The 6,096-nt window shown below is 39.8% G+C and carries 6 protein-coding genes and 1 pseudogene; all 7 read left to right on the top strand.

The features are described 5' to 3' along the window. Positions 1-127 precede the first annotated feature (127 nt). Positions 128-316, top strand: a pseudogene (gene fliE / locus ACDX78_RS10940) (flagellar hook-basal body complex protein FliE); the annotation flags it as partial. 54 nt (positions 317-370) lie between these two features. Next, positions 371-1,966 carry a flagellar basal-body MS-ring/collar protein FliF gene (fliF, locus tag ACDX78_RS10935; RefSeq protein WP_486027800.1) on the top strand — a complete coding sequence of 532 codons (1,596 nt, stop codon included), beginning with the start codon at positions 371-373 and terminating at the stop codon, positions 1,964-1,966. Between the two features lie 12 nt (positions 1,967-1,978). After that, the gene (gene fliG, locus ACDX78_RS10930) at positions 1,979-2,992 is read left to right on the top strand and encodes a flagellar motor switch protein FliG (protein ID WP_486027799.1); all 1,014 of its coding nucleotides are present in this window, start codon (positions 1,979-1,981) and stop codon (positions 2,990-2,992) included. After that, the gene (fliH, locus tag ACDX78_RS10925) at positions 2,985-3,734 is read left to right on the top strand and encodes a flagellar assembly protein FliH (protein ID WP_486027797.1); all 750 of its coding nucleotides are present in this window, start codon (positions 2,985-2,987) and stop codon (positions 3,732-3,734) included. The genes fliG and fliH overlap by 8 nt, the downstream gene beginning before the upstream one ends. Further along, positions 3,731-5,044, top strand: a complete 1,314-nt coding sequence (fliI, locus tag ACDX78_RS10920) for a flagellar protein export ATPase FliI (protein WP_486027795.1) — start codon at positions 3,731-3,733, stop codon at positions 5,042-5,044. Before fliH ends, fliI begins: the two co-directional genes overlap by 4 nt. Before the next feature lie 4 nt (positions 5,045-5,048). Then, positions 5,049-5,495, top strand: coding sequence for a flagellar export protein FliJ (gene fliJ / locus ACDX78_RS10915; protein WP_486027793.1), 447 nt, complete (start codon positions 5,049-5,051; stop codon positions 5,493-5,495). A gap of 17 nt (positions 5,496-5,512) precedes the next feature. After that, on the top strand, positions 5,513-6,085 hold the full coding sequence (locus tag ACDX78_RS10910; protein WP_486027804.1) for a MotE family protein: 573 nt from the start codon (positions 5,513-5,515) through the stop codon (positions 6,083-6,085). The last annotated feature ends 11 nt before the right edge of the window (positions 6,086-6,096 follow it).

Genomic DNA, 6,096 nt, shown 5'->3' with positions numbered 1-6,096 from the left:
CCACCGTATAAAGTGGTGGGATTTCTTTTTCAAAATAAAAAATAGACTTCTGAACCAAAGAAAATACTTTTTTTATGGATTGGGATTGTAAATTAAAATAAAAACCTTAGTTTTTGGGTGCTAACCAATAGAAAACCTGAACGATGTGCAGCATGCTTCAGATAAAAAAACAGAAGCGTTAATAACCGGAGAAATTGAAGACCTGCATGATGTGATGATTACGGCACAAAAAGCGAGTGTTACGCTCGAGACAACGGTTCAGGTACAGCAAAAAGCAATTGATGCCTATAATGAAATAATGCGTATGCAAGTGTAACGCACATCTATACTTAACACATCGTTTTATTTGGCATTTTTGGTGGGGGAGTACATGAAGGAAAAAATAATAACATGGAAAGATAAATCAATATCTTTCTGGAAAAATCGAACGAAAAGTCAAAGAGGCGTGTTTTTTGGCTCGGTTATGATTGCAGTATTCATACTGGCAGCCATTTTTATCTATTCATCAGGTAACTCCCGTCTTGTTCCTTTATATAATAATCTGTCCTTAAATGAAGTAGGGCAAATAAAAGAGGAATTGGATACAAGAGGGGTAAATTATGAATTGGAAGATGCGGGCACTACGATTAGTGTTCCGGAAGGTCAGGCAGATACACTGCTGGTAGAGCTGGCCGGACAGGGAATACCGAACAGCGGCAGTATTGACTATTCATTTTTTAGTGAAAACACATCATGGGGAGTAACAGATAATGAATTTGATGTTATAAAATTGGATGCGATGCAAACTGAGCTTGCTGGATTAATTACAGGCATAGAAGGGATAGAAAATGCGGAAGTAATGATCAATCTGCCGCAGGAGCCAGTATTTGCAAATGAGAGAGCAGAGGAAGCGAGTGCCTCTATTGTGGTTCATACACAGCCGGGATATCAATTCCAGGGTAACCAGGTTGATTCTCTTTATTTGTTAGCATCCAAAGCGATACCTAATTTGCCAGAGGATAATATTGTAATTATGGATCAGTACAGCGAGTATTTTGATCGTAATCAAACTACGGTGAATGGCACCCAAGATGTTCATACATATCAGCAGACTGTAAAAAAAGATATTGAGCGGGATATTCAAAGTCGCCTGCAGCAAATGCTCGGCGCCATGGTTGGAACAGACAATGTAGTCGTGTCCGTAACATCAGATATTGATTTCACTCAGGAAAACCGCGTGGAAGAAATTGTGGAACCGATAGATTTGGAGAATATGGAAGGATTACCTGTCAGCATCGAAACTATTCAAGAGACGTACACTGGTAACCCGCCTGCAGGAGGGGTAGAAGGTACCGGCGATGAAGATATACCTAATTACCAGGAAATAGATGATGGGGACGGCGAATACGAGCTTGCAAGAGAAACGATCAATAACGAATTCAACCGCATTCATAAAGAAATAGTAGAAAGTCCGTATAAAGTGAGAGATTTAGGTATCCAGGTGGCAGTTAATCGTATTACGGATGTGAGCGGGAATGAAGTGCAATATTTATCACAGCAGGATGAAATGGCGGTAGAGGATGGTATTAACTCTCTCTTACAGTCTATCATTCAAACTTCTATTGATGGTGAATATGGAGAAGTAATCACGGCGGAAAAAGCATCTATCGTTTTCCAGGAATTTAATCATACACCATCATCCGCACCAGAGGCAGCCCCTGTTATACCTGTATGGTTATATGCCCTCGGTGCCATATTATTCGTAATTATACTTATATTGGCTATTCTATTATTTAGAAACAGAAATGATGAAGAAGAAAGTATGGAAGAAGAAACTGCTGAAGCCGCAATAAATATGGAAGTCCCTGAGATTCCGGAAAATGAACAATCTGATTCCACTGTTCGCAGAAAACAGCTGGAGAAGATGGCAAATGATAAACCGGAAGACTTTGCAAAACTATTAAGAAGCTGGATCGGGGAAGATTAGGGGGGAATTTACATGGCCAGAAATAAAGGAACTTTATCAGGTAAACAAAAAGCAGCCATTCTTTTAATCTCCCTGGGTCCGGATGTATCTGCTCAAGTGTATAAACATTTATCAGAAGAAGAAATAGAAAAACTGAGTCTGGAGATATCATCCGTGAAAAAGGTGGATTCCGGCATGAAAGAAGAAGTGCTGGAACAATTTCATCAAACGGCATTAGCCCAGGATTATATATCCCAGGGAGGAATAGGCTATGCGAAAAACGTATTGGAAAAGGCATTTGGAAAGCAGGAAGCATCTGATATTATTAACCGTCTTACATCATCTTTGCAGGTAAGACCATTTGACTTTGCCAGAAAAGCTGATCCGCAGCAATTATTAAATTTCATACAAAATGAACATCCTCAGACAATTGCTCTCATTTTATCTTATTTGGATCCCGAGCAGGCAGGTCAAATATTATCATCTCTCCCGCAGGAAATGCAGGCAGATGTTGCAAAGCGGATTGCCACAATGGATTCTACGTCACCGGAAATAATCAGCCAGGTGGAACAGGTACTGGAGAAAAATATCTCCGCGAGTCTTATGGATGATTATACACAAACAGGCGGAATACAGGCAGTTGTTGAAGTGTTGAACGGAGTGGACAGAAGTACGGAAAGAACCATACTTGATGCACTCGAAATTCAAGACCCAGGGCTGGCCGATGATATTAAAAAGCGGATGTTTGTATTTGAAGATATCGTTATTTTGGATAACCGGGCAATTCAGCGTGTAATTCGTGAAGTCGAAAATGAAGATTTGCGGCTCGCTCTAAAGGTTGCCAGTGATGAAGTTAAAGATATTATATTTAAAAACATGTCCCAGCGTATGGCGGAGACCTTCCGGGATGAGATGGAATATATGGGGCCTGTGAGGCTGAAAGATGTGGAGGAAGCACAAACGAGGATCGTAGGGGCGATAAGACGCCTGGAGGATGTTGGCGAGATTGTTATAGCCCGCGGCGGGGGTGACGATATCATTGTATAACCCTTATATAAGCGAAAAGAAAACAATTGGAATTAAACAGGTGGATAAACTAAAAAATTACCACCGGGCTGAAAAAGACGAGGTCTTTTCAGCTAAAGAACATGCTGAAAGAGAACTAAGTAAGGCTAAAGAAGAACTCAGGCAAATTAATGAGGAAAAAGAAGCACAAATTTTAAACACAAAAACAGCGATATATAAGGAAAAAGAAAACTGGCAAGAAGAGAAAAAGAAATTGATGGTACAAGCAGAGGAAGAAGGATATGAAGCAGGTTTCCTAAACGGGAAAGAAGAAAGCCTCAAGGCGTTTTCCAGTTTAATTGAACAAGCCAACAATATTGTGGACGCAGCTTTAATAGATTACAATAAAACGATTGAGAAAAGTGAAGAAACGATATTGAATCTGGCCATACATACAGCAAGCAAAGTGATGAAACAAAAGATAGAAGATGACCCGTTTTCTTTTCTTCCTATTGTAAAAGCTGCAATGAAAGAATTAAAAGACCAAAGGGTAATTACAATTTACCTTCATCCGGATAATTATCAAACCGTGATGGAGCAGAAAGACGAATTAGTCCACATACTGGAAGATGACATGAAATTATCCATTTACGCAAAAGAAGACTTACATGTCAATGGATGCTTGATCCACCATCCATTTGGACAAATTGATGCAAGTGTTGATACCCAGCTTGAGGAAATTAGAAGCGCATTATTTGAAATAGCAATGGAGAGCAAATCATGAGTGTAGAAGCTTATTACAGAACAATTGAACAAGCTGATACATATAAACGTTACGGAAAAGTGCTGCGTGTTATTGGTCTGATGATTGAATCGCAGGGACCTGCAGCGAATATAGGTGAGGTTTGCTTTATTCATTCATCCTCTTCCAGTCAAAAACCAATTCTTTCAGAGGTTGTCGGGTTCAATAATGAAAAGATCATCCTTATGCCTTATGCGGGAGTGACGGAAATAGGGCCGGGCTGCCTTGTAGAATCAACGGGAAAAGCATTGCATATTAAAATTGGCCGTGGATTAATTGGAAAAGTGGTGGATTCTTTAGGGAGGAGTCTTGATCACACGGAGCTTCCAAAAGGATTATCCAATTACTTAACCGAACAGCCACCGCCGAATCCAATGCTGAGACCGCCAATTCAAGAGCCGATCCAAGTTGGTGTGAAAGTCATTGATTCCCTGCTCACAGTCGGTAAAGGGCAGCGCATTGGAATTTTTGCCGGAAGTGGTGTAGGAAAAAGCACATTGCTTGGAATGATCGCAAGAAACAGCGGTGCTGATATAAACGTAATTGCACTAATCGGAGAGAGGGGAAGAGAAGTCAGAGAATTTATCGATAACGAACTTGGACCGGAAGGATTAAAAAAATCTATCGTTGTAGTGGCCACTTCTGACCAGCCAGCTTTAATGCGAATGAAAGGAGCCTATACCGCAACTGCAATCAGTGAATATTTCCGTGATCAGGGATACCAGGTTAATCTAATGATGGATTCTGTTACACGAGTTGCTATTGCTCAAAGGGAAATTGGGCTTGCGACCGGGGAGCCTCCTACTACGAAGGGTTATACTCCTTCCGTGTTTTCCATCCTTCCAAAGTTACTGGAAAGAGCGGGCACGAATGAAAATGGATCAATTACTGCATTTTATACGGTATTGGTTGACGGGGACGACATGAATGAACCAATTGCCGACACAGTAAGAGGAATATTGGATGGGCATTTTGTCATGGATCGTAAGCTTGCAGAACGAGGTCAATATCCTGCGATTAACATTCTAAAGTCAATCAGCCGTGTAATGAACCAAATCGCTGATAAAGAACATAAAAAAATTGCACAGGAAATTAGGTCATTGATTTCAACTTACGAAGAAAATAATGAATTAATTCACATTGGTGCGTATAAACGGGGTTCAAACCATGAAATTGACCGGGCAATTTCCTATTATCATAAAATCCAAACATTTTTAAAACAGGATGTCTCGGATTACAAGACGAGAAATGAATCAATTGAGATGATGAAAGAACTGCTGAATGGAGGTTAAACAATTGGCTGAAACAAAAAGCTTCGTAAAAATACTTCATGTCAGAGAACGCGAAGAGATGAATGCGCAAAAAGCCTATCAGCAATCCATCGATATTTTCGAACAAATAGCAACGAGTTTCTATCATTTGCTGAGAAAGAAAGAGAAAGCTGAAATGTCCTATGATGAATTAATCCAGCACGCTACCACTTTGGATAAAGTGAAGGAACAAGCAGCTTATATAGAGAAGCTCAATAAACAAATCGTTCAACTTCAGTCAGAAGTACAGCAGGCAAGAAACGAGATGGAATCAAACCAGTCCAAACTGACAGACGCCCATGTAGAAGTGAAGAAATTTCAAAATATCATAGAATCCAGGAATAATAGTGAAATAGAGAAAGAAAAGAAACTGGAAAGAAATTTAATGGATGAAGTCTCTCTACAGCAATATATAAGTTATAAAAATAGGTGACGTTAATGGTGAAGCAAATGAAAAATGAAAAGAAAAAAATGAACCCTTTACTATGGTTTCTCTTTGCCGTTATTATTCCTGTGGGCATTGTCATTAGCATTCTGTTTATTATTTTAAATGTTGCAGGGGTGGATGTGTCCGGATGGGCTAAGGACAGAGTCAGCAGTGTTCCTGTTTTATCCAAATTGGTATCTGAAGAGGAAACAATGACAGTGGAAGAAGACGCTCAACAAACTCAGGCAAGAGTTGCAGAAAAAGATGCAGAGATTGATCAATTGCAGGAAGAAATCAGAGGACTGGAAACAACCATTGAAAATCTGAATCAGGATATTGTCAGACTTGAGAATCGAAATGAACAAAATAACGAATCGACTAATGAAGAGGAGCAAGCATCTGACCCGATGTCATCAATGTCAGGCACCTTTAAAGATATGGACCATGAGCAGGCGGCATTAATACTGCAAAACATGGATGAGGAGACTGCCATTTCGATTTTAAATGAGGTTTCCAATAAAGTCCGGGGACAAATTTTAGAGGCCATGGATCCAGAAATAGCAGCAGACTTAACACAATTACTTATAAATAGTTAAAATAATTTCTT

The organism is Virgibacillus oceani (assembly GCF_041521345.1).
Lineage (GTDB): Bacteria > Bacillota > Bacilli > Bacillales > Amphibacillaceae > Virgibacillus_N > Virgibacillus_N oceani_A.
This window is presented reverse-complemented; position numbering and strand designations above follow the sequence as displayed.